Genomic DNA, 25,647 nt, shown 5'->3' with positions numbered 1-25,647 from the left:
CGCAATAATTTTAACAACCAATATGCCGGGAAATGACCATACGCTGGATTTCCGAAGTACCTTCACCAATCTGAAGAATACGCTGATCGCGATAAAAACGCTCAATGTCATATTCTTGCATCAGGCCATAACCTCCGTGAATTTGAACTGCATCATCCGCGACTTCTTTGGCAATCTCTGAGCAGTAAAGTTTAGACATGGCAGCTTCTTTGCCAAAAGGTTTATCATTGTCTTTGAGCCAGCAGGCTTTATAAAGCAGGTTTCTGGCCAGTTCTATTTTAGTCGCCATATCAGCAAGTTTGAAAGCAATAGCCTGAAATTTACTGATAGGCTGCCCAAACTGCTGGCGTTCTTTGGCATAAGCCAGCGCCATCTCATAAGCGCCCTGAGCAAGTCCTAATCCCATAGCAGCAATGGATAAGCGTCCGCTGTCCAAAGTTTTGAGCATAATTTTAGAGCCTTGTCCTCTTTCACCCAGCAGGTTAGCTTCAGGAACTTCACAGTTGTCAAAAAAGAGCTGGGAAGTATTGGAAGCTCTCCAGCAAAATTTGTCATGCATTTCACTGGCTTCAAAGCCGGGCGTGCCGCTTTCTACAATAATGGTTGAAAATTCTTTTTCTCCGTCTTTTTCACCGGAAACCGCCTGAACGGTAGCTCCAGCAGTGATTTCAGTGGCTCCATTGGTAATAAATATCTTGGAACCATTGATGATCCATTTCCCATCCTGTAGCTTGGCAGTAGTTTTACTGCCTCGTGAGTCGGAACCTGCCTCAGGCTCGGTAAGTCCAAAAGCCCACAGTGCTTCTCCGCTACAAAGGGCAGGCAAGTACTTTTCTTTTTGCTGCTGTGTACCAAAGTTATCCAAAGGTCCAACGCCTAATGAATTATGAGCAGCAATAGTTGCTGCCTGAGATCCATCAATACGGGCCAGTTCTTCCACAGCAATGATATAAGAAAGGTTATCCATTCCCTGTCCACCAAATTCCTCAGAAATAGTCATGCCACAAAGGCCCATATCGGCCATTTGTTTTGTAAGCTCTAATGAAAATTTTTCCTGTTTATCCAGTTCTCGGGCAACAGGCTTAATCACCGTTTCTGCAAAATCCCTCACGGAATTTCGCACCAATTCGTGTTGCTCTGTAATATACATGGGTTTATGTTGTTTGCTTTACTTCATTAAAATCTTAATCCTGCTAAGAAAGTTTTAGCAGTGGCATATTGCGATCCACCATAGCATCCAGGTCTACATACACTTCTTCCACAGTGGCATCGTGAGGAGCTATGATGCTGTTTTCCATCTTCATGGCTTCAACGATTAGCAGCACATCTCCTTTTTTTACTTTGTCACCGGTTTTGACATTCATTTGAATGACTTTTCCAGGCATAGGAGAAGAAAGCTTATCCGCAGCACCGTCTATTCCACCTTCTTCAATAATCAACTCGCTATTCGCTAATTTATCATAACGTCGCATATGGAAAAGCATACCTTCCAGCGAAATCTGTAAGCTTTGATCTTCTTTTAAAGAAACATAGGCGGTATGCTGAGTTTCATTCAATTGATAAACAATTTTTCCGTCTTCTTTGTGCAAAATTTGAAGTGCTTCAGATTTATTATTATACAAAAGCTCATATTCTCCACCTCTGATTTTCCATAATTCTACATCCTTTTCTTCATCTTCAATAGTCAAATGAATTGCAGGTAAATGTCGCCAATACCCTATTTCATGCCAGAGGCTATATGCTTTAAGATTAGTTTCATTTTGAGCATTTAGGTCAAAAGCTAAACCGGCAGCGATGACGGGCAAAAGTGGAAAATCCTTTTTCTGAGTCTGCATTTCATTCAGTAGCATGGGTGTTTCCTGATCGCAATACTTGGTAGAAATCTGATTCTGTTGAAAGTCTTCTGATTGCAAAAGGTGCAACAAATAGTGGATGTTGGTATCAATACCGTGAATGGCAAAATTCTTTAGTGCCGACATACTGCCTTTTCTTGCCTGCTCACGGTCTTTGCCATAAACTACAAGTTTAGCGATCATGGGGTCATAGCTACTCTGAATTCGGGCCGGACCTTGCAGAAAAGTGTCCAGGCGATATTGAGCAGCATGTGGTGGAGAGAAGTAAGTAATATCACCGGGGGAAGGTAGAAAGTTATTTTCCGGGCTTTCCGCGTAAATTCTACATTCTATGGCATGCCCTTTTTGTTGAATATCTTCCTGTGCAAAGCTCAAAGCTTGTCCGGCAGCAATCCTGATTTGTTCAGCCACCAGATCTACACCGGTAGTCATCTCGGTAATGGGATGCTCTACCTGTATGCGGGTATTCATCTCCAGAAAGTAAAACTGCTGATTTTTGTCCAGCAAAAACTCAATAGTTCCTGCATTGGTGTAAGGTATGGCTTTGGCAAGCTGAACAGCCGATTCACAAATGGCTTTTCTAGTTTGTGCATCCAAACTGGGAGAGGGGGCTTCTTCAATAATCTTTTGATAACGTCTCTGTAGTGAACATTCTCTTTCAAACAGATGCACCAGATTGCCCTTCTGATCACCCAGAATCTGTACTTCTATGTGGCGAGGTTCATCTAAGAATTGCTCTACATACACTGATTCATCACCAAAATAAGACTTGGCTTCCCTACTTGTGGATTCAATTGCCTGTTTCAACAGAGAGGGTTCCTGCACTATGCGCATGCCTTTGCCTCCGCCACCTGCTGCCGCTTTGATGAGCAGAGGAAAGGGTAGGGAGGAGGCTTTCTCTAGTATTTCGTCAGTACTTCCTGTAAAGCCCTCGGTGATGGGTACACTAGCATCTTTGGCAAATTTGCGGGCGGCAATTTTATTTCCCATCAGATTAATCGCTTCAGATGAAGGACCAATAAAAACGATACCTGCATCTTCACAGGCTTTTACAAAAACTGGATTTTCTGACAGAAAGCCATAACCGGGATGAATAGCATCACAAGTGTACTGCTGAGCAATGTCAATAATTTTATCAATATTCAGGTAGGTATCGCTGAGCTTGCCCTCTCCCAACGAAACCGCTTCAGTAGCCAGTCTGGCATGCATAGAGTCTTTGTCATCTTCAGCATAGATTCCAAGGGTCTGGATACCCAAAGCATGGGCAGAGCGACAAATACGAACCGCGATTTCCCCACGATTGGCTATGAGAATTTTATTGAACATTATGCTACAGTAATTTATTTGTCAAACTGAAAATTATTTGCTGATGACATTCTCCCTTTTCCTGATCCAGGAAGGTTTCCGTTTTTCTAAAAAAGCAGCCATACCTTCCTGCCCCTCTTCAGAAGCACGAGCATCGGCAATCATTCTGGCAGTGTAGTCTATGGTTTCGTTAAAGTTACTGCTCTTACAAATGTTAAAAATCAGTTCTTTGGTACTGGCCATTGCCTGGGGGGAATTAGCTCTAAATTCATTGAATAGTATTTGCAATGCTTCTTCTATGTCTTCTTCGGGATAAATATGGTTGACCAGACCTTTATCAAAAGCCTCCCGACAGGTAAAGCGTTTTCCACTCAGCATCAGCTCTCGTGCGTTAAATTCTCCGGTTCGTTTGATCACATAAGGAGAAATAGTTGCGGGAATGATCCCGATTTTAACTTCGCTAAAAGAAAAAGTAGTATTGGCAGCACAATAGGCAATATCACAGGCTGCCAGTAATCCATTGCCACCACCAAATGAAGCACCGTGGGCAACGGCAATAGTAGGTTTGCTAAAAGTATAAATCATATAAAAACAGCGGGCCAGATGCATGTTCTCCTGATAATCTTCCTCATAAGAAAGTTTAGAGAAGCTTTTCATCCAGTGAATATCTGCGCCTGCACAAAATACCTTACCTCTACCTCTGATCACTAAGGCTAATATTTCAGGATCATGTTCCACTGATTCAAGACAGTCTATGATATCAGCAATCATGTGATTGTTAAATGCGTTTCTCACCTCCGGCCGATTGAGCCATAGAGTTCCTATTCCATCTTTTACTTCAAATTCTATGTTATCGTATTTATTCATTTTAATGATTTGATTTATCTACATGCGGAAAACGCCGAACTTGGTGTCTTCATATTTTTTGTTGAGCGAAGCAGCAATGCCCATCGCCAGCACTTTTCTGGTGTCCAGTGGGTCAATAATTCCATCATCCCAAAGGCGGGCAGTGCTGAAGTAAGGTGAACCCTCACGCTCATATTTCTCCATGATTTCTTCTCTGAGCTGAGTGGATTCTTTTTCAGGAAACTCTTTTCCTTTGGACTTGTACTGCGCTTCTTTTACCGTAACCAGTACATTGGCGGCCTGCTCACCGCCCATCACTGAAATACGTGCATTGGGCCACATCATCAAAAGCCGGGGATCATAGGCTCTTCCGGCCATCGCATAATTTCCCGCACCAAACGAACCACCAAACACGATGGTATACTTGGGTACATTAGCATTGGCTACAGCATGTACCATTTTAGCACCATCTCGGGCAATGCCGTTCCTTTCATACTCTTTACCCACCATAAAACCAGTAATATTTTGCAAAAAGACCAGTGGAATATTGCGGTGGCAGCATAGCTCTACAAAATGAGCCCCCTTCAGTGAACTGTCGGAGAATAAAATTCCATTATTGGCAATAATACCCACCGGATAACCATGTACATGGGCAAACCCTGTAACCAGGGTAGTGCCATATTTAGCTTTGAATTCATGAAAGCGACTGCCATCAACAATCCTCATGATAATTTCTCTGGCATCCACCGGCTTTTTGAAATTTAGTGGCGCAATGCCGTACAGCTCTTGAGGGTCGTAGTAAGGATCTTCACTTGGCAGTTTCTCAATGATCTGGCGATAGCCTTTGGGCAGTGTCTCAAAAATGTTCCGGCAGATTTGTATCGCATGCACATCATTTTCAGCCATATGATCAGCTACTCCTGACATGCTGGTGTGCACCTCGGCACCTCCCAGTTCTTCAGGACTTACTTCTTCACCAGTAGCAGCTTTTACCAAAGGTGGTCCTCCGAGAAAAATATGCCCCTGATTTCTGACAATAATGACTTCATCGCACATAGCAGGCACGTAGGCACCTCCGGCTGTACTGGAACCCATTACTACAGCAATTTGCGGTAATCCCGCTGCTGAGAGTCTTGCCTGATTGTAGAAGAAACGGCCAAAATCAAAGCGGTCGGGAAATACATTGGCCTGATCAGGCAAGAAGACTCCGCCGGAATCTACCAGATATACGCAGGGGAGATGGTTTTCCATGGCGATCTCCTGCGCACGTATGTGTTTTTTGATAGATTCCTGAATGTAGGTGCCGCCCTTTACAGTAGCATCGTTTGCTGAGATGATAGCTTCTCTACCATGAATGATTCCTATACCGGCTACTACACCTGCTGAAGGAAATTCATTATCATAAAGACCATAGGCAGCCATTGGAGAAAGTTCCAGAAAAGGAGTGTTTGGGTCAAGCAGCAGATTGATGCGTTCACGTGCCAGTAGTTTGCCTCGTTTTTTATGTTTGGCTCTGGCACTTTCACTGCCTCCCTGACTGGTGGATCGGAGAATAGTCCGATATTCAGATATTAGTTCACGATAAGATTCCTGATGATTTTTAAATTCCTCAGACGAAGTATTGATCTTACTTTCTAAACGGTACAAATCCTAAGAATTAGTGGTTAATTACATTTACATATTCCACAAGTGAGAACGTGTAAATTGATAATTAGTTAATCTGAAATAGCTAATAAATGTAATAATTGAATTATCAGTAATATTTTAACAAATTTTTACGAAAAATACTAAAATATTTGCAGTCAAAGTCTAAGTAAATATGCTTAAAGCTTACAGTTTAAGTACCTTACTTGTGGTATTAATGCTGTTACTCAAAACTTTAACTATGTACATGCCGGTGGGAAGCATGCTTAGGTCAAATTCGTAGGTCTGATTCAAAGTAAAGGGAAAAAGACGGTCACTCAATAATTTGCCCTGACTGTCCATCAAAAGTATCGTTACATCATCTCTCTCTCTGAGGTTAAATGCTACTTTCAATAAACCATCATTCTCCACACTACTGACTGAATTGTATGGGTTGGGAAATACCCGATAAGAATTTTCATTCAGCTTACGGGCAACCGGCTGGTCGTCATCAGAAATGTAGAACTCAATATCGTCCAGATAAAGATTGTTACCGTAGGCATTTACTACTTCAAAGGCTACTCTCACATCTGTCATTCCTGCAAAATCAGAGAGGTTAACAAATTCCTGTCGCCAGTCAGCTTCCTGTTGGGGAACCCATGCTTCGGTAGAGGTAGTAATCGCCAGGTCAGCACCAGCTCTCTCGTAAACGGTTTGATAGGATTGCCCACAATCAGTAGATACTAACAGCCGGAGTGTATCAGCATATGATTCACTCAGCAAAGCATATGAAATCTTAAAAAATACACTTAGCTCATTTACTGATGAAAGATCAAGTGTAGGGCTTACCAGTAAATCCTGGGTTCCTATATTTTGGTACTCATACAGATTGATGAATGCAGAAACATTATTGATGCCTAAGCCTTCTGTGTTTGTCAGATTCCAGCTACGCTCACCATCTGGATTTACTACCTGCCAGGCATTCTCGTCATTAGAAGATTCGCCAACCAAGACATCAGCCAAGCTGTTGGTGTTATCAAATTCCTGCACCAGGGGCACAATATCTGTTTTATCATCCACATAAAAATCGTAGTTGATTTGGTTATTGGATGGCTGTTCATCACTAGCAAGGTTGGGATTAGAAATATTTACAGAAAGCGTATGCAATCCGACATTAAGACCCGGTTGCTCAAAGGTAAACTGTTCACTTTCTCCGGGGTTCAGGGTGAAAGCATTATATACGAAGCTGGTGGGAGCCTGCTCATCAATCTGGTAGCTTACCTCAAAACTGTTTATGGTAGATGTACCTTGATTAAGAACTTCAATTGTTGGAATGGGAGAAGTATTGCAAGACAAGAGAGCAGGGGAGGATATTTCTGAAATTGCAATGTCTAAACTATTGGCTTCAGCAATGGTGAGATGAATATCATCCAGATAAAGGTTATTTCCGTAGTCATTAGTACCGATAAATACCAGTTGTACATTACTTTGTCCCAGATATTCATCTAATGAAAAGCTTAGATTTCTCCACTCAGCACGGCTATCCGGTATGAATGGAGAACTGGTTGAGGATACTGTGGCTAATTCAAGTCCGTTAGCTTCAAACAGCACCTCTTCTATTGTAGCCCCGCAATCAATGGATATGCCGACCAGCAGACCATCTTCTTTGACCTCATTATCTTCCTCATAGGGAGCATAGGCATAACGAAAGCTAAGCTGGGCTTCTCTTAATCCACTGAGGTCATAGACCGGAGTATACAGGTAATCACTTTCTCCAATTCCAGCGTCATAATCATAATAATTTAAATAAAGTGCCTGATTGTTTGGTCCGTCAAAACCGGGAGCTTCAGTAAGAGACCAGGTAGTCAGTTCATCATCATTTCTTATTATTCCAGTATTGAGGATAGAGTTCTCGTTAATTTCCTCAAAATCTTCATGCAATGGTAGAGATGCGGATTGAGGCACCACAAAATTTACACTTCGTATATCATTGAGTGAGTTTTCATCTTCCATATTATTTACCCCGGAGATCTGGAAGCTGATTTCATAAGGATTTACACTCGGACCAAGTTCCAGAGGAGAAAATTCTAATATTGTAGATTCGCCAGTATTGAGAGTAGTATTTGCTTGTAATTCAGTTACAAAATTACCCTGCAAATAAAGCAACACGTTTATACTGTTGATAGTGTTGGTACCGGCATTGAAAACTTCAAGCGAAGGAGTAAGTTGCCCTGAGCACACACTCTGACGAGGAGAAATGATCTGATCAATACCTGCATCATTATCTGCCATTTGCGGAGGTGTAAGTGCATACGAGGTAAGCAAGGAAGCACGACGTGGGCTGTTGAGTAATACAATACGCATGCGCTCTTTTTGATTCTGTGTGAAAAGATTCATACACACATCATCGGTATAATCCATGTAATTCTGGTACATATCCGGACTACCGCAGCTTACCGGGTCAATCGGACATCCATCAGACTCAGATGATTGTAAGGGAGTGTCTTCCACAAAGTCGTCTGCACTACAATCTCCATCTCCCCAGATATGTCTTAATCCGAGAAAATGCCCGACCTCATGCGTGGTAGTTCTCCCCAAACTTCCACTTACAGCATTTCCTGTGCTACCGAAATAACGATAATCTATTACAATACCATCAGTTTCCCTGTTATTAGAAGCCTCCTCCAAACCCTCAAGATCAGAAATTGGAAATTGGGCATAACCCAGAAAACCATTTCTTAATGGTACTACCCAGATATTGAAATAATCTTCCGCAGGCCAGTAACTTAAGTCGCTTAATGTACCGGAACTATTAATTCCATATGATATCTGATTTCCTTCAGTACGGGTAACCCCGTCGGTAACAAATCCATCGGGCGACTGACGTGCCAGTACAAATTCAATCATTACGTCGGCGGCTACCGGTTCAAAGATAGGAAGTGTGGCAACAGTGTCCGCATTTTGCCTTCTGAAGTCTTCGTTGAGTATCCTGATCTGGTCTTCTATTTGTTCAAATGGAATATTAGTACCCTCACCCACTGCTTCTCCACGATGAATAACATGCACAACCACTGGGATCTGAAGAACTTCCACATCCTGTTGCATTCCCAGCGTTCTGAGCGCTTCTTTTATTCCTTCGTCTTTGCGAGCATTAATCCAGCGCTCAAATCTGCTTTTTTTCTCTTCAGGCTGTATGCCAGATTTTAACTGTAACTGATCATTAAAGGGAACGGTACCACACCTCTCATCAGCTATTTGTGCATTAGCATGTATGATATAAAAGAAAAATACACATAAACAGTAAAGCGTACGGGGTAGAGGTACGGAAAATGTGGTTTGATTCATATCAAAGAAATAGCCTGTCAGCTGAGAGACGATTGACTCAACTTTAAGTAAAAATTAGTTTTACGGCTGATAACGTCAAGGATCAGGCCATATTGCCGGGAAGTTTGGCACGAGGATCATCAGGACTTGTAATATTTACCGCCTGTACATCGGTTACCTCAGGGACCTGTCGTTTGATGGTTTCTTCAATGCCAGCTTTCATGGTCATTACGGACATAGGACAGGAACCGCAGGCGCCAAGAAGTTCCAGCTTCACCACCATATTATCATCAACGCCCAATACTTTAACATTTCCTCCGTCGGTTTCCAGATAAGGTCTAATGTCGTTCAGGGCTTTTTCTACTCTTGTAACAATTTCTTGATTCTCCATTTCGGGCTTATTGTACGTTGATATCTACTTTTTTTGTTTTTGCTTCATTCGCATTTCTTATTGCTACCTGGCGGGCAAATTCCTGGGCGAGCTTATCAAATGCCAGTTGTTCAGGTTTAGGCTCTTCTCCTTCTGTGTTTAAAACTGCCGGATAACCACGGTCTCCACTTTCACGAATACTTTGCACCAGCGGGATTTCTCCTAAAAAGGGAACTTGCATTTTATTGGCCAGCTCTCTGCCCCCACCTTTTCCAAATATATAATACTTGTTATCAGGTAGCTCTTCCGGGGTAAAATACGCCATATTCTCTACAATACCCAGTATAGGCACATTGATTTGTTTTTGTCTGAACATGGACAATCCTTTGCGGGCATCGGCAAGAGCAACTTTCTGAGGAGTTGTAACGATTACTGCTCCAGTCACCGGCACTGATTGTACTAATGTAAGGTGAATATCGCTGGTTCCGGGAGGAAGATCTATGATCAGATAATCCAGTTCTCCCCAGTCAGAATCACCTAAAAACTGCTGCAGTGCTTTGCTGGCCATCGGGCCACGCCATACTACCGCATCATCCTGTGACATAAGGAAACCTATGGAAATAAGCTTTACTCCGTACTGTACAAGTGGCTCAATGACATTCTTTCCGTTGATATTCTTGACCTGAGGCTGCTCAAACTCACAGTTGAACATAGTAGGAATAGACGGACCAAAGATATCAGCATCTACCAGCCCTACTTTAGCTCCTATTTTGGATAGTGAAACCGCTAAGTTGGCAGCTATAGTAGATTTTCCCACGCCTCCTTTACCGGAAGCCACCGCTATGATATTTTTCACACCGGGCAGCATCACGGCATTCTTCCGAGCAGAAGTAACACTGGAGCTCATATCCACCTGCACCTGAAGTTCGGAAGATACTTTATCATAAATAGCATCAAGGCAGGCGTTGCGGATCATTTCTTTGAGCGGACAAGCCGGAGTGGTCAATTCTACAGTGAAGCGTACATGATTTCCTTCCACTTCCAGATCTTTGATCATGTTCAGGCTTACCAGATCTTGTTTGAGGTCAGGGTCATCTACTGTACTCAGGGCTTTTATAATATCGTCTTTGGTGACAGGCATAGGTTTATATGATTCTAGTTCTTGCAAAATTAATTATAATGCGGACATTTACATTCTAACTACAAATTTGGACATTAGTTAGTGCGCTTTCTGCATTAATGACTGCAAACATACTCACTCAGGTTTACGAATAAAAGGATTCATAGTTGACAGATGATCAGGAAGGAAATCATAGATGAAATTAAGGCAAGGGTAGATATCCTGGATGTAATTGGGGATTATGTAAACCTCAAAAAGCAGGGAAGTAACTTTCGTGGCTATAGTCCATTTAATCAGGAAAAGACTCCTTCCTTTTATGTAGTCCCATCCAAGGGTTTTTACAAAGACTTTAGCTCGGGAAAAGCCGGGGATGCTATCTCTTTTTTGATGGAATCCGAGGGAATGAGCTATGTGGAAGCGCTGAAGCAACTGGGCAAACGCTACGGCATTGAGGTAGAAGAAGAAAACCTGACAGACGAAGAACTGGAAGCCCAAAGTGAAAAGGACAGTCTTTACATTGTCATGAAATACGCTTCTGAATATTTTCAGGAGCAACTGTGGAAAAATGATGAAGGCAAAGCTATCGGGCTTACCTACTTTAAAGAAAGAGGCTTCTCCGAAGAAACCATCAAGACTTTTGATCTGGGTTACAGCCTGGATGAATGGGATGGTCTGCTTAAGACTGCAACCAAAGTAGGCCACAAACAGGAAATGCTGGAAAAAGCAGGCTTGATCATCAGCAAAGAAAGAAAAGAGGGAACCAGACACTACGATCGTTTTCGTGGCCGGGTAATGTTTCCTATCCACAACATTAGCGGAAGAGTAATTGCTTTTGGAGCACGCCTGCTGAAAATCAATCCTGAGGTAGAGCAACCTAAATACCTCAATTCACCAGAAACGCCCATTTACCATAAAAGTGATGTGCTATATGGTATTTACCAGGCCAAGCAGCAGATACGTCAGGACGATAACTGCTATCTGGTAGAAGGCTATACCGATGTGATTTCACTTTATCAGGCTGGGATAAAGAATGTGGTGGCTTCATCAGGTACCTCCCTAACCCAGGAACAGATTCGCCTGATTGCCCGCTATACCAAAAACGTAACAGTACTTTTTGATGGTGACCCTGCCGGTCTCAAAGCTTCTTTCCGTGGAATTGACATGATTCTGGAAGGTGGTCTGAACGTAAAAGCAGTGGTATTGCCGGAAGGAGAAGACCCTGACAGCTATGTGCGTAAGTTAGGGGGTAGTCAGTTCCGTGAGTTTTTAGGGGAAAAGCAGCAGGATTTCATTTCTTTCAAAACGGCAGTCTTTCAGGGAGAGACCGAGCGAGATCCGATCCGCAGGGCTGAAGTGATACGGGAGATTGTGCAAAGTATCTCTAAGATTCCCGATCCTATTCAACGGCAGGTGTATATCAAGGAGACCAGCGTGAAATTAGAGATGGATGAGAGTACCCTGTTTGCTGAGCTGAACAAAATTTACCTCAAACAGCAGCGCTCAGCTTCCCGACAGCAGTTTTTTGAAGAGAAGGAACAACAAGTGGCTGATGTGGATTTTGTGCATCCTGACGAACCATCACTTGAAGAACCCGCTACTGTGGGTCTGGAAGAAGGGATTCTGAGAAAAGAGCAGGAACTTATGCGGGTGCTGGTGATGTATGGTCATCACCCGGTAAAGGAAAACTATATGGTATGCCATTACATCAAAGATGAACTGGATGACATACAGCTAAAAAATGAAACGCATCAGCAGATTTATGATACCTACTTTAAGCATATAGAGACTCAGAAAAGCCTCATGGAGAAATTCATGATTGAGCAAACTGATCAGCAAATTTCAAAGCAGGTGATTGACCTTATCGTAGATCATTACATGCCCAGTCCGAACTGGGAAGAACGTCAGGTCTATGTTCCTAAAAAAGATGAAAAAATACAGAATGTCATCACCCGTAGCATTGATCAGCTTAAGTTTGATGTCATCAAAGATCTGATTGAGCAAAAGCGGCAGGAGCTAAAGCAAACATCAGATGAAAACGATCTCATCATCCTTATGACTGAAATACAGCACTTAATTGCTGTGAAAAGACAAATCGCTGAGAAGTATGGGATTGTGATTTCTTAATGCTGATTATTAATACAATTGCAAAACTCCGTACTCCTTTGTTTTTTCTAGCTCTTGTATATCTTCTTTATGCTTAATCAGGAGGTGCGCTACTTGTTGGGTACTCATATTACCAGTTCTTAGCAGGATAATTTTGGGAGGAAATCCTTTAGTAGTCGTCAAATTTAGAAAGTTCTCATCATTTGTGACTATTATGAAGTGATTTTTTAATGCCCAGTTCCAAATCGCAGAATTTTTTGGAGGATGCTCCAAACCAATTTTATCAACGTGCTGTATTACAGTAAATTCATTTTCCAATAGTTTACACAATCTAGGAGAGATTGGCATTCAATAACAACTTCATGATTTAAGCGGCAATCATTTTGATAATCTTTTCCCGATGCGCAGCATACATTAGGGCAGCTTGTATATGCTCTTTTTTGATATCAGGAAAATCTTCAAGTATTTCTTCATGCGTCATACCTGATGCTAACCACTGTAAGATATCTACTAGCGCTATTCTTGTTCCCTTAATATAAGGTTTACCAAAGCGGATGTCTGGATTTATGCTGATATATTGAATGAATTCTTTCATGGCGATCAATGATACTTTTGATGAATAAAAGTCTTCAGAACAGTAAATTATGAATTACCCTATCTTACTAAGATAAACTTATTGGATATACCAAACTACTAAGTAATCCAAATAACTCTCAGAGAAAAAAGCATGCTCCTAGTATAGCTGACACCCCAAAAGCATACTGATATCACATACAATTTGAACACTTTCTATCTCAGAGTTTTTACTACGATCATACTTATTTTTCTACAGCAAACAGTCAAATTCCTGAGAAGTATGGGATTGTGATTTTCTAGCACTACCTAAAATCTAAAGCCTGCAAATATGCCTAAAGACTTAGATATAGAAACATAAGAGTCTTGTGCGGGTACATAACCAACACCTGCTTCGTAGATTTCGGTTACGGTCAAATGGTTACCATTGAAAAGACCGAATTTGACTTCCAAAAAAAGATGACTGTTTTCGTTAATTGCCCAAGCCGTACCTGCAGAGGCTTCTAAGCCATATTGAACATTACCGGATCGTAACCAATTGTTATCCAGTCTATCAATATTACTTTGATCATTGAGTGAAAGCATAAAGTTTAGGGCTGGGCCAAAGCTTAGGTAAGGGATTAACTTAGCATGTGGAAGGATTTGATACTGGTATGCAAACGGAACTTTTAGGTTGTTCATACTGAGCGTCATTTCACCATTGGTGTTGGATGAGTGATGATAACGCATCTCAATTCTGAATGATGATCTTTTACCCAGAAAAGAAGGTTTGATGTCAGAAAAAAGTCCAAAGCCAAAGTTACCACTATTTGTAAAATCAGGTGATAGTAGGTCAGTCATCACTTCCGTGCCAGAAAAACCAATGGAAGTAAATTGCATACCTGCCAATACGCCTAATTCAAATGTTATGTCTTTTTCTTTAGAATAGTATACCTCAAAAGGCAGAGCCGATTGCTGGTGGTACTTCTGAAATAAATTAATAAGCGCTTCATCAGCGTATTTGAGCCGGTCAATGCTGGCATACAGAGCTGGCTGATTACTGAATATATTTTTTAAAACACCTTTGTAAGTATTGGTATAACGAATGTAGCTTTTACCATCTCTTTTTGATTCCAGCTTCACATTAGAAAGGGCATATATGTTTCCGTCACTGTCTTCTGCCCAATAAGCGAACTCTCTATTATCATGAAGTTTATAAAGATTCACATCTCCTTCGGCAAGTAGCTGCAAAAATCTTGAATGTACTTCATCATTTACTTCAATCTCTTTAGATTCAAATACTTCGTTCTGGTTGAGAATGATAGTCTTGACTTGATCGGGAGAAAGTGCTTTACCCTCCTGATCCATCTTGTCAGCAAACATAAATTGACTCTCGCGGGAAAAGTATACATAGCCTTTTAAAGTGTCTGCATCTTGGGTAATGATTGAAGCTTCAGATGCTTCAGTTTGGGAATATGCATTATGGAATGTAAGTAGAGTTAGGGTAATGATGAAAAGATTGAAAAGTTTTTTCATTTAAATAGTCTAAAGTTTTATTCGGGCTACAATAATTGAATTAGTATATTACTATTTCTTTTTGTCAGGCATGATAATAGTGTTTCAGCAAAAATAGAAAAAGTGATATAATTACCAGAAAAAAGATTATAATAAAACATTCAGCAAAAGGAGGATTGCATTTTTGACAGATAATTTTTTTCTTACTTGTAGTCTAAAAATCTACAGGAACCATGTAATACTTCTCACCCTCTCGTATTGTCACCTCACCTCCCTGGCTCAAGATAGCCTCTTCGCTGATCTTCATGATTCGGTCTATAATATCATCGATAGTATTATAATTGGGTAGTCCATCCCGGGAGTAGTTGATATACTGATTGTTGAAAGGTGTTGTCCAGCCCAACTCAGGATTAAGCTTTAGGGTGAAATAATCAGGGATAGATGAGGCTCCTTGCATAACGCCCACCAGACCCCCAAGGGTAGCTGCCTGATTGTCGCAATCATATCCGGCGCTTGTGGCGATAGCTACAGTCTTGGTGAAATCTCCTTCTCCGTACATAAGTGCCATTACTCCACTCAAACCGTTGACCACCGATCCTGCAACTGGAAATTCAATGTCAAAGCCATCCACAGTATGATAATAATGAGCATGTATCAATTGGCGGGTATCTCTCCAGTCTTTATTTTCCTGATGCCACAAAACAAGATTTTCTAATCCTTTGCGATAAGGGCTGTCTTCAGGAAGGTCATTTATGGCTAATGTTACCAGCTCATTTACATCCTTTTCAAAGAAAGCGGCGCTGTACATAACTCCGTACGCCCGGGTAGCATGCGTAGCCCAATCATCGCACATAATATGTGCTCCCCATTCGGCACGTTGTGCAGCTATCTTTGTCATACCAGGGTAGAAGGCGCTCCATATTTCATTGACTAATTGGGAAGTAATTCTGTACCAATAAGGATTGTACTGCTTACTTCCGGTAGCGGGAGGTAGCATTCCCTCTTCCATGAGGTCGCGAGCCTTGCGGTTGGCCGACCAGATAAAGCGGTTGATGTGTTTCTTCCACATCAGGGTAATCTCTTCATAAGTCAGGTCCAGCCCATACTTCTCTACCGCATGTAGCGTAACGAACTCTATATCAGTATCATCGTCGGACCAGGCTCCTCCCATGGCACCTGCCATAATGGGAACAAATGCCCGGCGGTCATCAGCGTTCATCTTGAGCTCAATGGTATCAAGTGCACGGAAATCATAATATCGGTCCACTAATATGGGAATGGGTACATCAGTGTACAGGTTTTCAAAAGGAAAGCCAAGATAGTTTCCTACAAGCTGCCCTATCCAGTATCCTTTGATTTTGTCTCTCAACTCATCCTCAGAAATCTCCTGAATATGTTGTGACCTGATTTGAGATGTGATACCCAACAATAAGAATAGAAAGCAAAGCGTAGTTTTGGACATGAATTTAGGTTGTTTGTATAGCAGTTTATCTAGCATGGTAACAAAGGTGGCAGTGAAGGTAAACGAGCTACAAATTGCAGTGTATACTATGATAGCTCCCTGATCACTTTACAGGGGTTACCGGCAGCAAACACGTCTGTGGGAATGTCTCGGGTGACTACACTTCCCGCACCAATTATGGAACGATCTCCGATGCTTACGCCGGGACAGATGATAGCGCTGCCGCCCACCCATACATCTTCTCCTATGCTGATGGGTTTAGCAAACTCTACTCCTGAGCTTCTTTCCTTATAGTCAGTAGGATGGGTAGCCGAATATACCTGCACATTAGGGCCAAAAAGTGTTCTGCTACCAATCTTTACTTCCATCACATCCAGCACCACACAATTAAAATTAAAAAATACCCTTTCCCCTACAATCATATTGCTGCCATAGTCGCAGTAAAAGGGTGGCTGAAGCCATAAACCATCTCCGGCATGAGGAATAAGCGCTTTAAGTATTCGGCTTCGTTCTTCCACTTCATCTTCCCTACTGTCATTAAGTTCTTTGATCAGTAAGCGGGTGCGCAATCTTTCTTCCACCAACTGTGGGTCCAGAGGGTCGTATAGTTCTCCGGCAAGCATTTTTTCTTTTTCTGTTTTCATACAGCGATTGAGGGTTAAGTATGGATTGTATTAGTAGTATGATTGAACTTATGTAAGGTAAGAAGAAGTCTTCAATTTCACAGCTACTGCATAGCTATTCATATCCTTCATTGAGGTGTGCCATTGTATAAATAGCGGTATAGAATGAATTGAAGCTGATTAGATGATTATTTGCTATTGTGGTAATGGATAACGAGAAATATACACAATAGCAGGTGTATCGTTGGTACAGCAAAAGATAGTGTTGTCTTCCTCAATATGCACCCCACCAGAAGCCGCTACATATAATCTGTCCTGGGAATCCATGTAGAGATTGATTAGTTCTCTTTGAAAAGGAAAGTCAATCAATTCTTCTCCGTAGCCATAAGCTACAGTAATATCAGAGGGATTAATTCAAAAATTACTGGCTCCTTCGGAAATCGGTGTTCGTCTATGTTTTATTTGATACGTAGTGCCTGAAGAGGATGCTACTACGCCTATCAACTGCTTATAAGCATGGGTGTCCCCTGGATAATAATGCCAGCTTTTCCCGAAATCTATAGTGTAATACTGATTCAAAGCTGCCTTGGGTGGTGATTCCGCATCTTCATAGAGATAAGCCTCCAGGGACAAAATAGTGTCCTGATGGATATACAATCCCGGAATAGGACCATGAAAGTTTTTAGACTCCTGCCAGGTTTCTCCCTGATCAGTAGTATAATAAGCTTTTGTCCAGGTAGTGACGAGCAAAGTATCGTCAATACTACCCGCTATTGCGAGGGCTTGTCTCCCGCCAGGAATTTCAAGCTTGGTCCAGTCGGGATGAACAGTCTCTTGATCCACTCGTTTCTCTATGGTTTCGTTTTCCTGACAGGACAGCAGACTAAGTGTTGAAAGAATAAAAAAAAGCCTTTTCATTTGATTTTAAAAAGAATCTAAAATCTGATTTATGTTATTCAGCCTGCATTTCTGCCAGTACACGCTCAGCATTGGTATTTTCTGGATTTAAAGCCAGAGATCTTTTGTAAGCTGCTACAGCTTCCTCTGTTTTGCCAAGTACACGTAAACACTCACCATAGCTATCATAAGTATTAAAACCCTCCGGATACAATTGTGTATTGAAGGAAAAGATCTTCAGAGCCTCTTCATGCTTATTCTGAACCATGAGTTGGTAGCCAAATTGATTAATACCAGCTTCTGAAAGGTCATAGACTGAATACTCTTTATCTTCCTGCTTTGTAAAGGCTACAATCTCATCTACATCTCGTCCCGATGCTAGTAGTTCGGAAAGCTTTTTCTTATTCATCATCTTAAGCTTTTCTTTCTGCTCAGCCAGGGTTTCCACACCATATTCTTTTCTCTCTTCATCACTCACCTGAGTGCTATCCAACTGGTACAATTCCCAGGGAGCTTCCATACTGCTTTTTGTGAACTGGGTACCGTAGATTTGAGGTTGTCCCTTACGCATCAGATCTCGGTCAATAGCTGCGGCCAGAAGCCACTTGTTGATGCCAGCGTCTAGCGCTACCGCTTTTCTCATCATTTTTACGGCCATACCCGAAGCAACAGTATCTCCGCCGTGCTGAAAAATCATGGTCGCATAATAATGATCTGCTGAGGTGCGAACCAGATTAGAATCCAGTAAGGTATACACTCGGGCTTCTCTTAAGCTGTCTCTTCTGGAAACCACCTGCCAGTCAATATTTCCGCTCATTCGGTTAGCCTGATCCTCTTCATACATGGTCTTAAGTTCCAGGTGATCGCTTACTTTCTCCTGTGCTGGGGGATTCTTTTCTGCACTGTTACACGCATATATAAGCAGAGTAAGCAATAGTAAAGCTTTATGCATAGGGGTTAGTATTGAAGGTTGATGTTTTGTAGTAATCGTTAGCTGTTTTTCCGGCACAAGCACTTTTTATTTCATGCTTTTCCGCTGCTTTCATTAGGTTTGTATCAGTTTCTGAAGCATTAATAATAAAAATTGAGCGTTAACACTCTATCATCTTGCTTTATTTGCTTTACAAGATAATATGTAAAGTAGGTATTTTCAATGCTTATGACAAAAATTAAGTGAATACCCTTTAAAAAATGTTTGCCCAATATATGCGCCGCCCGGTGTTTCAATAGGAAATACTATTATTATCATTCTCTACCCACTTAGAAGAATTTTGGAAGAGAAGAATGCTTCCTCTTTGCCTTATCAATCAGCGTTAAAAAGTAGTTCAAGCTGTGCCGAATTTGCCTGAGCTGCCTGAGGGCATTGCTGAAACCGCTGTGATACTATTTTCATCAGACCGATCCGGAGGTTAGACATATAGCCCAGATCAAGCCCATCGTAGTATAAACGAAGCTGATCCACCTGATACGAATAAGTTTTCCGGCCTATACGTACTTCTATCTGATAGGTATTGTCCTCCTGTGAGGCATCTCTATTCACCACCTTGTATTGCAGGTCACCTATATGGCCATAGGTGTCCTGATTGGTGGAAAAAATACTGACTGTAGCATAACTATCCTCACCAGTGTGTTTATCAAAGTCGCAGTAACATAAGTCCTGCGCTAAGCCTGATGTATGGATAATAAGCCCAAGAATAACAGCTAAAGCTAAGTGTGTAATACTACGCATGATGATGATATAAAATAAGTGGATACTCAATATAAAAAATGCATTAGAAATTAACACTTTTATATATTAATTCTGCTTACCACTCATAAACTTGGGGCTCTCAACTTTGTGCTTGTTATTCAAACTCATACTGCACACTGTCGGGTAGGGGAGTCACATGGAGTTGCATCCACTCTCCATTGATCTTGATGACCACCATATGCCGGTCCTTGTCGTAAAAGATAGTGCCATCATCACTTTCCCTGAGCGCTTTGAAGTTGACATGCCTGGCACTTTCTTTATAGTTGCTTTCATCGTCTCCTTCAGGGGGTGTTTCGCGGATGTTGTCCTTACCCACACTGCCCAGGGTAAAGGCATTGCTTAGTTTTAGCGAACCATAAAAGATCGCTTCGTCCCGGCTAAACATAAATGAGTGCTGGCGAACATCGGAGCCAATGCGCAACCAGTTGTATGCCGGAGCAGAATGATTGTAGACGGTGCCGTAGTAATACATTTCGGCTACTGGCTTTTCTTCTTCTACATGCTTGTTGACCAGCAGAGTGATGCGGGATTTGTCATCTCTGGCATAGCCTTCAAATACATGATAGCCCCAGCGTTTCTTATTCTTTTCGTTTTCATTGCCTCTTACCTGTATCATATAGGGTGTACTCAGTATACCCTGCACATTGGTATACATGGGCGTAAGGCTGGGGTCAAAACCAAAGCTATATCCTCTATGGTCCCACTTATTCCAGGCAGTATCTGTATCTGAGTACAGTTCTATCCGCTTCTGCTGCGAGTTTTCTGAGCCATTGAGCAGGCGGTAGTATTGTTCTGTTTGGGCATTTACGGATTGTAGTACAATAAAGTATAAGCAAAGGGGGAGCAGGTTCTTCATGGGAATAGGTTTAAGTCATGGATGTGTCAGACATGATAATTATTTTCTTTTGATTACTTACAACTCATCTGATGTTTCTCTCATAACAGTTGAAATATCAATACCCCGGGCAGTAAAAATGATCAAATAGTATATACCTATTTCTGGGTATTGTACCGACTTCCAAGATTGAGTAAATTGATTAGTGAATCAAATTTGATAGAAAAACGATCTCAGAGTGCGGGGTTGAAGCTTATTTAAGACTGTCCATATTAATTTTTTATTATAGGTATTTGGGCAGTAAGCTAACTTTATTAATGCTTGCTTGATAGGAAGAGCAGGTAGCTCACTCATTAATATTTAACGGTCACGCTGCTTGCCAGAATTTACCTATACTCAGTATTCGGTTACAGCATATTCAGCAAATTCATTCATAAGGTTACTTTTTAACAGCCTTTTGACTAAAGATATAAGTTAGCAAAATCAAGCTCCTATCTAATTGCCTCTCCAGAATATATCCCGATATCTCTGCTGAAAGGCTTACATCATTATCTAACTGAAAGCAAAATCTAATTAGTAGATATAGCAGAATCAATACACTTACCCAAGAACTTGCGCAATTTTTCTGAAGGTAAGTTTTGATGCCCAAGAAATATTAACCTTTACCCCTAAACCTAAATTAGTATGAGGTCACTTAGACAATATCTGATTTTGGGAGTTGTGTTAATGCTTTTCTCATCAGAAATTAAAGCACAGACTCCTTCAAAAATTGAGAATCATTTGCCTCAGGCAATGCCTTCACAATTACAAAAACAAACTATGGGGCCTGCTGCCCGAAATTCCCGCTTAACTCCTAAAGACACAAGAGTATCACAGGTATTGTGGGGCTTGCATCAAGCGCATCAGCAAGTCTCCCGGGGAGGTTCCTGGAAAGAGTATACCGAACAGCAAGGATTTGACCAGACGCTCATCCTGGTAGAAGAAAAGGTTGTAATTGAAGCTACCGCAGAACAGGATGGGGAACTTCTGAAATCCACATTAGAAAAACTGGGAATGGAACAAGCGTCAGCTTTTGGGCGAATGGTATCCGGACTTTTTCCTATTTCCAGAATTGATCAACTTGAGAACGTGAGCGGACTTCGGTTTGTACGCACAAGCTATCGCCCCCAAAGGAGAATAGGTTCTGTTACATCACAGGGAGATGTGGCGCAAACTTCTGACGTGGCCAGGAATACCTGTGGTATAAATGGTGATGGTACAATAGTAGGAATATTATCAGATAGTTATAATGCTCTGCAAGGTGAAGCAGACGGTATTGGAACTGGTGATCTGCCCGGACCAGGAAATCCGAATGGATATACTACTCCCGTGAACATCCTCCTGGACCTTCCTCCGGGTCAGGGGATAGATGAAGGACGTGCAATGGCTGAGATTGTACATGATGTAGCTCCCGGGGCAGGATTAGCTTTCCATACCGCATGGTTGGGGCAGCCTAGTTTTGCCAATGGAATTCTGAGTCTCGCTGATGATGCCGGTGCCAACGTCATTGTAGATGATATTGGATATTTAAATGATCCCTTTTTTCAGGATGGTATCATAGCCCAGGCAGTAGATATGGTAGAAGAAAAAGGAGTAACTTACTTTTCTTCTGCAGGTAATGATGCACGACAGTCTTATGAGAGTGAATTTCGTCCGGCACCGGAAGTCTATAAACTGACCGAAGGCGACGGCTTTCCGATAGGAGATTATGTACTGCACGACTTTAATCCTGGTGCCGAAATAGATGTATTTCAGCGGATAATCATACCCACTCAAGCCACCCTTTCTTTCCAATGGTCACAGCCTTACGCCTCTATTTGTCCGACAAGTACCGGAGCGATGAGCGATATGGATATCTTTATTTTTACAGAGGCGGGAGATTTCAGTAGCGCTATATTTGGAAGCCTTGATGGTAATATTGGTAATGATCCCTTTGAATTTCTCAGTGTGGGAACAGATTTCTATGTAGAGGCCTATATCGTCATTGGCAAATGGGTAGGGACTCCTGAGAATGGAATAGAGCCTGAAGGTCCTAATCCTAATCCCGAGAGGATAAAATACATGTACTTCGGAGGTCCTCTACAAGAAGAATATGCTACCAACAGCAGCACCGTATTTGGGCACCCCAATGCTTCAGGGGCTATAGCAGTGGGAGCGGTACCCTATTTCAATACTCCTCCCTTCGGATCACCAGAGCCCTTTCCCGAGTTCTTTTCTTCCGCAGGCGGAACGCCAATATTGCTCTCTCCCTGTGGAGATCCCATGGCTCCCGAAGTAAGGGAGAAGCCTGAGGTTTGTGGTCCTGACGGTGCCAATACTACCTTTTTCTTTCCCGGAAGTGATGAAGAAGGTGATGGTTTTCCTAATTTTTTTGGTACATCTGCCTCGGCACCTCATGTGGCTGGAATTGCTGCTCTGATGAAACAGGCCTCCGCAGATCTTTCTCCCTCAGAAATTGAGGAAATTCTGCAAAATACCGCGATTGATATGGATGATCCATTCACCCCCGGGCAAGATACAGGCTTTGATTTTGGTACGGGTTATGGATTTGTCCAGGCCTTTGAAGCCTTATCAGCGCTGACAGGTTGTGCTGGTATCGCCAGCCTGGAGTTATATGATGCTGAATATGACTACCCGATAAAGACTTTAAGCGATGGTGCGGTTATATCTTATTACGAAACCTATACAAAAAATCTGGCCATTAAAGTGAATACAGTGCCCGAGAAAGTGGGGAGTGTTGTGATAAAGATTAGCGGCGGCTTAACGTCGGAGGTGATAGAAAATAATGAGCCGTATGCATCTTTCGGAAACCAGGGAAATGACTTTAAAGGACGTAATTTTGACTTCGGTATTTTTGAAGGAGAGGAATATACAGTTGAAGCAACCGCATATTCCTTACCCAATGCTCAGGGGGAGATATTAAATACACTGAGTCTCTCATTTTTTCTGCTGGAAGATCCACTGCAATCATTCAGCCTGATCAATGCCACTACTGATGAGGAGATCAGAACACTATTTGATTTTGAAATCATAGACCTGAGTTTAGAGGGCTCCAACCTGAATATCCGGGCCAACTCTGGTAATGAACAGGCAGTGGGCAGTGTGCAATTTACTCTGGTAGAGACAGATATCAATATTGTTCCCACAGAATTGGTACTTGAAGTAGTTGAAAATACACCTCCCTTTGCTCTTTTCGGTAATGTAAATAGTGATTATCGTAATGGATCGTTTGAAGAAGGCTTTTATCTCCTGACGGCCACACCTTATAGTGAAAAAAACCTACAGGGGACAGTGGGTAGGTCATTATCACTGATCTTTGCAGTAAGTGAAGATGGTATGCTTCCTGTTGAAGAGGCTTCCGATCAACAGATTAGCTCCTGGACGGTATTTCCTAATTCCTTAGATGATCGTGATGTGGGACTCCAGGTGAGGGCAAAAGAAACCGGCGTGAATGACGGAGAGGTCACCTTTAAGCTGCTCAATCAATTCGGTGATCAGCTGTACCAGGAACAAACTCAATACTCCAGTACCCAGGGCTTCCATCAGATCAATACACAAAGCCTGAATTTGTCACCCGGCCTATACTATCTGAGGGTAGAAATTCCGGATAAATCACCCGAGGTCTTCCGTATATTAAAAAATTGATAATACGATTATGATATTAATATTAAGCGTAAATTAAGTAAGTAAACTTAACACTAACTTTATGGCAAAAGTAATTCGTTGTAAAGATGTAGGTTTTGACTGTGAAGGTGTGATACAGGCAGAAACCGAAGAAGAAGCCCTTACTATGGCCGCCCAGCATGCACAGCAGGTACATGGCTTACAGGAGATTTCTCCCGAAGTAGTAGCCAAAGTGAAATCCGTGATGCGGGATGAGCCTTTGGAAGAGGCTTGAATTTAGTGTTTTTATTTATGCAGTGGGCAGCGTAGTTATCATCTGAACAAACTGGCTACGCAGAAATCTGCTCAGGGAGCAAACCAATTGCCTAGAGCTTTTGGCTTGCTCCTTTTTTATAATCGGTAGCATTATACCGAATAAGCTTTGCCGTGACGGCCAAACGCACTCCCTCCTGATCATTCTCCCGTGTGCTTACAAAATCTGAATACACAATTGCGTCAGCACCTTTCATCTTACAAGTTTCTACCCTTTACTGCATCTCTTCTGAGCCATATAGTAAGTGGAAATTTTCAATGTTATGAATTGTAAGAGCTGGATGAGGAATATACAATACCATGAAATAAATTTACTTCTTGCTTATCTTGATATGTTCAATCCAAACGGCTCCGATACTGATTAATAAGGCCGGTAAAAATATCCATACAAATCTCTTCTCAAATTCCATAAGTATGCAGGCGGTCAGGTAAATCGCTATGAGTATGACCGAGATGATGACTGCTTTTACCTTTGAAGACCTAAGCTCTCTAAAATCCTGGGCAGCAGGATTGTATTGCTTTATCTTTTCTTTGAAATCTTCTTTAAAGTGGTAGAGTGCTTCATCATCCTCAGCCGTTATCACTACTTTGCCATAATCTGTATTGAGCATCATTCCATTCAGCCCATAGTTGGAAATGATATGGATTTTGTACCATTGAATGCGCTTCCAGGGAATGAAAGGATACTTAGGAAATTGAATACCCTGCTCACTCAGGTAGACCTTCTTCCGCTTTCGGTAAAACAAGTAAACTACCGCACTCAACATAACACCTGCCAGGGAGGTGGCAGCCAATATTCTGGCTATCAGGACGATATGTTCAGGAAAACTCACGCCATCTAGGGGAGGGTCCATCACCAGAAGAGGGAGCATGGATAGAGGGATAAGGATGAATCCGGTCTTTTGCAGTGTCTTACTGGCTAGTTTTAGAGTATGTTCCGTAGAATCGCTCATAAATACTACCTAAAGTATGCATTCCTTCTGTAAAAGAGTAGCGTTGAATGATAAATTCCGATAGCTGTACTCATCCTTATTGCACAAAGTTTTTAGCCAGCTTCCAGTTCAATTGGTAGCATTGTAACGGATGAGCTTTGCAGTGACGGTCAAACGATCTCCATCCTGATCATTCTCCCGCGTGGTTACAAAATCTGAAAAGACAATCGCGTCAGCACCTCTCTGTTTGGCAGTAATGATCATCTCCTGCTTGATCTCTTCAGCGGAGTAATCCAGAATTTTATCGTGTGTCAGTTTACCTATGGTGACGTAGTCTCTGCCAATGTCTTTTTCGTCATAAAATACTTCAACAATAGTAGTAGGGGGGTAGGTGTCTCCCAGATAATATATGGATGGTGCACAGGCGGTCATGAGCAGGAGAATCAATAAAGCAGTAATATGGCTCTTGTTCAGACTTATGATTTTTAGAGCATGTTTAAAAATTTGCTTTTGTTTCAAGCTAATCTTTGAATTACAATTTGGCAATTCTGCCAGAGCACCC

At 41.9% G+C, this 25,647-nt stretch carries 23 protein-coding genes; 3 read left to right on the top strand and 20 right to left on the bottom strand.

Translation table 11 applies throughout. The features are described 5' to 3' along the window. Positions 1–10 precede the first annotated feature (10 nt). The 7 genes from WJR50_RS24170 to WJR50_RS24140 form a co-directional block, all read right to left on the bottom strand. Positions 11–1,150: an acyl-CoA dehydrogenase family protein gene (locus WJR50_RS24170; RefSeq protein ID WP_341295876.1), complete on the bottom strand. Its 1,140-nt coding sequence runs from the start codon at positions 1,148–1,150 to the stop codon at positions 11–13. Positions 1,151–1,193: 43 nt separating this feature from the next. Then, positions 1,194–3,179, bottom strand: coding sequence for an ATP-binding protein (locus WJR50_RS24165; protein ID WP_341295875.1), 1,986 nt, complete (start codon positions 3,177–3,179; stop codon positions 1,194–1,196). 33 nt (positions 3,180–3,212) lie between these two features. After that, on the bottom strand, positions 3,213–4,025 hold the full coding sequence (locus WJR50_RS24160) for an enoyl-CoA hydratase-related protein (RefSeq protein ID WP_341295874.1): 813 nt from the start codon (positions 4,023–4,025) through the stop codon (positions 3,213–3,215). An 18-nt stretch (positions 4,026–4,043) separates the two neighbouring features. Further along, positions 4,044–5,651 (bottom strand): carboxyl transferase domain-containing protein, encoded by a 1,608-nt coding sequence (locus tag WJR50_RS24155; protein WP_341295873.1) that lies wholly within the window; start codon positions 5,649–5,651, stop codon positions 4,044–4,046. Positions 5,652–5,834: 183 nt separating this feature from the next. Beyond that, the gene (locus tag WJR50_RS24150) at positions 5,835–8,972 is read right to left on the bottom strand and encodes a T9SS-dependent choice-of-anchor J family protein (protein ID WP_341295872.1); all 3,138 of its coding nucleotides are present in this window, start codon (positions 8,970–8,972) and stop codon (positions 5,835–5,837) included. An 82-nt stretch (positions 8,973–9,054) separates the two neighbouring features. Then, entirely contained in the window at positions 9,055–9,342 is a 288-nt protein-coding gene (locus tag WJR50_RS24145) for a NifU family protein (RefSeq protein ID WP_341295871.1), read from the bottom strand. A 7-nt stretch (positions 9,343–9,349) separates the two neighbouring features. Further along, positions 9,350–10,462, bottom strand: coding sequence for an Mrp/NBP35 family ATP-binding protein (locus WJR50_RS24140; RefSeq protein WP_341295870.1), 1,113 nt, complete (start codon positions 10,460–10,462; stop codon positions 9,350–9,352). A gap of 153 nt (positions 10,463–10,615) precedes the next feature. On the opposite strand from WJR50_RS24140, the gene dnaG reads away from it, so the two are divergent. Continuing rightward, the gene (dnaG, locus tag WJR50_RS24135) at positions 10,616–12,565 is read left to right on the top strand and encodes a DNA primase (RefSeq protein ID WP_341295869.1); all 1,950 of its coding nucleotides are present in this window, start codon (positions 10,616–10,618) and stop codon (positions 12,563–12,565) included. 9 nt (positions 12,566–12,574) lie between these two features. Here dnaG and WJR50_RS24130 read toward each other — a convergent pair whose 3' ends face one another. The 10 genes from WJR50_RS24130 to WJR50_RS24085 form a co-directional block, all read right to left on the bottom strand. Next, on the bottom strand, positions 12,575–12,862 hold the full coding sequence (locus WJR50_RS24130; RefSeq protein ID WP_341295868.1) for a DUF5615 family PIN-like protein: 288 nt from the start codon (positions 12,860–12,862) through the stop codon (positions 12,575–12,577). A gap of 49 nt (positions 12,863–12,911) precedes the next feature. Then, the gene (locus WJR50_RS24125; protein WP_341295867.1) at positions 12,912–13,139 is read right to left on the bottom strand and encodes a DUF433 domain-containing protein; all 228 of its coding nucleotides are present in this window, start codon (positions 13,137–13,139) and stop codon (positions 12,912–12,914) included. Between the two features lie 287 nt (positions 13,140–13,426). After that, complete coding sequence (locus tag WJR50_RS24120) at positions 13,427–14,632, bottom strand: porin family protein (RefSeq protein WP_341295866.1); 1,206 nt, start codon at positions 14,630–14,632, stop codon at positions 13,427–13,429. 193 nt (positions 14,633–14,825) lie between these two features. Beyond that, on the bottom strand, positions 14,826–16,073 hold the full coding sequence (locus WJR50_RS24115; RefSeq protein WP_341295865.1) for an ADP-ribosylglycohydrolase family protein: 1,248 nt from the start codon (positions 16,071–16,073) through the stop codon (positions 14,826–14,828). An 86-nt stretch (positions 16,074–16,159) separates the two neighbouring features. Beyond that, positions 16,160–16,717 carry a sugar O-acetyltransferase gene (locus WJR50_RS24110; protein ID WP_341295864.1) on the bottom strand — a complete coding sequence of 186 codons (558 nt, stop codon included), beginning with the start codon at positions 16,715–16,717 and terminating at the stop codon, positions 16,160–16,162. Between the two features lie 174 nt (positions 16,718–16,891). After that, a complete protein-coding gene (locus WJR50_RS24105; protein WP_341295863.1) occupies positions 16,892–17,023 on the bottom strand; it encodes a hypothetical protein in 132 nt (43 codons plus the stop codon). Positions 17,024–17,110: 87 nt separating this feature from the next. After that, the gene (locus tag WJR50_RS24100; RefSeq protein ID WP_341295862.1) at positions 17,111–17,614 is read right to left on the bottom strand and encodes a hypothetical protein; all 504 of its coding nucleotides are present in this window, start codon (positions 17,612–17,614) and stop codon (positions 17,111–17,113) included. A 34-nt stretch (positions 17,615–17,648) separates the two neighbouring features. Continuing rightward, positions 17,649–18,545: a tetratricopeptide repeat protein gene (locus WJR50_RS24095; RefSeq protein WP_341295861.1), complete on the bottom strand. Its 897-nt coding sequence runs from the start codon at positions 18,543–18,545 to the stop codon at positions 17,649–17,651. A 351-nt stretch (positions 18,546–18,896) separates the two neighbouring features. Beyond that, positions 18,897–19,322 carry a hypothetical protein gene (locus WJR50_RS24090; RefSeq protein WP_341295860.1) on the bottom strand — a complete coding sequence of 142 codons (426 nt, stop codon included), beginning with the start codon at positions 19,320–19,322 and terminating at the stop codon, positions 18,897–18,899. A 115-nt stretch (positions 19,323–19,437) separates the two neighbouring features. Beyond that, positions 19,438–20,199, bottom strand: a complete 762-nt coding sequence (locus WJR50_RS24085) for a hypothetical protein (RefSeq protein ID WP_341295859.1) — start codon at positions 20,197–20,199, stop codon at positions 19,438–19,440. Positions 20,200–20,862: 663 nt separating this feature from the next. On the opposite strand from WJR50_RS24085, the gene WJR50_RS24080 reads away from it, so the two are divergent. Both WJR50_RS24080 and WJR50_RS24075 read left to right on the top strand, forming a co-directional pair. Then, positions 20,863–23,862: a S8 family peptidase gene (locus WJR50_RS24080; RefSeq protein ID WP_341295858.1), complete on the top strand. Its 3,000-nt coding sequence runs from the start codon at positions 20,863–20,865 to the stop codon at positions 23,860–23,862. A 61-nt stretch (positions 23,863–23,923) separates the two neighbouring features. Next, positions 23,924–24,115: a DUF1059 domain-containing protein gene (locus tag WJR50_RS24075; RefSeq protein WP_341295857.1), complete on the top strand. Its 192-nt coding sequence runs from the start codon at positions 23,924–23,926 to the stop codon at positions 24,113–24,115. A gap of 91 nt (positions 24,116–24,206) precedes the next feature. On the opposite strand, the gene WJR50_RS24070 is transcribed toward WJR50_RS24075, so the two are convergent. The 3 genes from WJR50_RS24070 to WJR50_RS24060 all read right to left on the bottom strand — a co-directional run. Continuing rightward, positions 24,207–24,350, bottom strand: coding sequence for a hypothetical protein (locus tag WJR50_RS24070; RefSeq protein WP_341295856.1), 144 nt, complete (start codon positions 24,348–24,350; stop codon positions 24,207–24,209). Positions 24,351–24,464: 114 nt separating this feature from the next. Then, a complete protein-coding gene (locus WJR50_RS24065) occupies positions 24,465–25,106 on the bottom strand; it encodes a hypothetical protein (protein WP_341295855.1) in 642 nt (213 codons plus the stop codon). Positions 25,107–25,214: 108 nt separating this feature from the next. Next, positions 25,215–25,647 (bottom strand): hypothetical protein (locus tag WJR50_RS24060; protein WP_341295854.1); only part of this gene is annotated, 433 nt, incomplete at its 5' end.

It is taken from the genome of Catalinimonas locisalis (assembly GCF_038039535.1).
Classification (GTDB): domain Bacteria; phylum Bacteroidota; class Bacteroidia; order Cytophagales; family Cyclobacteriaceae; genus Catalinimonas.
Note: the sequence above shows the minus strand (reverse complement) of the source record. Positions and strands in the feature narration are given on the sequence as shown.

What these genes read in the sequence shown, in the direction of transcription:
- WJR50_RS24170 (WP_341295876.1), bottom strand. Translation starts at nt 1,150, where the DNA reads ATGTATATTACAGAGCAACACGAATTGGTGCGAAATTCCGTGAGGGAT.
- WJR50_RS24070 (WP_341295856.1), bottom strand. Translation starts at nt 24,350, where the DNA reads ATGAAAGGTGCTGACGCAATTGTGTATTCAGATTTTGTAAGCACACGG.
- WJR50_RS24115 (WP_341295865.1), bottom strand. Translation starts at nt 16,073, where the DNA reads ATGTCCAAAACTACGCTTTGCTTTCTATTCTTATTGTTGGGTATCACA.
- WJR50_RS24160 (WP_341295874.1), bottom strand. Translation starts at nt 4,025, where the DNA reads ATGAATAAATACGATAACATAGAATTTGAAGTAAAAGATGGAATAGGA.
- WJR50_RS24065 (WP_341295855.1), bottom strand. Translation starts at nt 25,106, where the DNA reads ATGAGCGATTCTACGGAACATACTCTAAAACTAGCCAGTAAGACACTG.
- WJR50_RS24150 (WP_341295872.1), bottom strand. Translation starts at nt 8,972, where the DNA reads ATGAATCAAACCACATTTTCCGTACCTCTACCCCGTACGCTTTACTGT.
- dnaG (WP_341295869.1), top strand. Translation starts at nt 10,616, where the DNA reads ATGATCAGGAAGGAAATCATAGATGAAATTAAGGCAAGGGTAGATATC.
- WJR50_RS24100 (WP_341295862.1), bottom strand. Translation starts at nt 17,614, where the DNA reads ATGAAAAGGCTTTTTTTTATTCTTTCAACACTTAGTCTGCTGTCCTGT.
- WJR50_RS24120 (WP_341295866.1), bottom strand. Translation starts at nt 14,632, where the DNA reads ATGAAAAAACTTTTCAATCTTTTCATCATTACCCTAACTCTACTTACA.
- WJR50_RS24140 (WP_341295870.1), bottom strand. Translation starts at nt 10,462, where the DNA reads ATGCCTGTCACCAAAGACGATATTATAAAAGCCCTGAGTACAGTAGAT.
- WJR50_RS24105 (WP_341295863.1), bottom strand. Translation starts at nt 17,023, where the DNA reads ATGGATTCCCAGGACAGATTATATGTAGCGGCTTCTGGTGGGGTGCAT.
- WJR50_RS24110 (WP_341295864.1), bottom strand. Translation starts at nt 16,717, where the DNA reads ATGAAAACAGAAAAAGAAAAAATGCTTGCCGGAGAACTATACGACCCT.
- WJR50_RS24080 (WP_341295858.1), top strand. Translation starts at nt 20,863, where the DNA reads ATGAGGTCACTTAGACAATATCTGATTTTGGGAGTTGTGTTAATGCTT.
- WJR50_RS24165 (WP_341295875.1), bottom strand. Translation starts at nt 3,179, where the DNA reads ATGTTCAATAAAATTCTCATAGCCAATCGTGGGGAAATCGCGGTTCGT.
- WJR50_RS24085 (WP_341295859.1), bottom strand. Translation starts at nt 20,199, where the DNA reads ATGAAGAACCTGCTCCCCCTTTGCTTATACTTTATTGTACTACAATCC.
- WJR50_RS24125 (WP_341295867.1), bottom strand. Translation starts at nt 13,139, where the DNA reads ATGAAAGAATTCATTCAATATATCAGCATAAATCCAGACATCCGCTTT.
- WJR50_RS24090 (WP_341295860.1), bottom strand. Translation starts at nt 19,322, where the DNA reads ATGCGTAGTATTACACACTTAGCTTTAGCTGTTATTCTTGGGCTTATT.
- WJR50_RS24095 (WP_341295861.1), bottom strand. Translation starts at nt 18,545, where the DNA reads ATGCATAAAGCTTTACTATTGCTTACTCTGCTTATATATGCGTGTAAC.
- WJR50_RS24145 (WP_341295871.1), bottom strand. Translation starts at nt 9,342, where the DNA reads ATGGAGAATCAAGAAATTGTTACAAGAGTAGAAAAAGCCCTGAACGAC.
- WJR50_RS24075 (WP_341295857.1), top strand. Translation starts at nt 23,924, where the DNA reads ATGGCAAAAGTAATTCGTTGTAAAGATGTAGGTTTTGACTGTGAAGGT.